Source organism: Neisseria sp. P0021.S007 (assembly GCF_051956855.1).
Genome location: NZ_JBQCXA010001518.1, coordinates 1 through 468 on the forward strand (window position 1 = coordinate 1; position 468 = coordinate 468).

The window sequence follows — 468 nt, forward strand, 5'->3', positions numbered from 1 at the left end:
GTTTCACATCGCGCCAGCCTGTAAACAGGTTTTTCGCGTTCCATTCGCTTTGTCCGTGGCGGATAAATACCAATTCCATGTCGTATGCTCCAATTTGAGGTCGGTAGAAGGGGCTATTTATAACATATTTCGGCTGCTTCTGCAGTCGGGGCGGGGCGATGCTTGTTCTTTATCAAGACTTGTCCGCCATATTGCTTTGCCGTTCATTCCTCTACCCTTGCAATCGTAATGCTTCCAAACAAATTAAAGGTCGTCTGAAAACCCTGTTTTAAGTTTTCAGACGACCTTTTTCAACCTGGCATCAAGGCATTAGGACTCGACGGGGATGATGCCGATTTTTGCCTGCCATTGGCGCGGGGCGGTGGCGTGGATGGATTCGCCTTTGCTGTCCACGGCGACGGTTACGGGCATGTCTTTGACTTCAAACTCGTAAACTGCCTCCATGCCCAATTCGGGGAACGCCAAGAC

General features: G+C 50.0%; 2 protein-coding genes. Both read right to left on the reverse strand.

Annotated features, from left to right (window positions below):
- A partial coding sequence (locus ACTHUR_RS20035) for a histidine phosphatase family protein (RefSeq protein WP_215320347.1) occupies positions 1–79 on the reverse strand: 79 nt, incomplete at its 3' end.
- A gap of 230 nt (positions 80–309) precedes the next feature.
- On the reverse strand, positions 310–468 hold a 159-nt coding region (locus ACTHUR_RS20040; protein ID WP_440400547.1), incomplete at its 5' end, for a fumarate hydratase C-terminal domain-containing protein.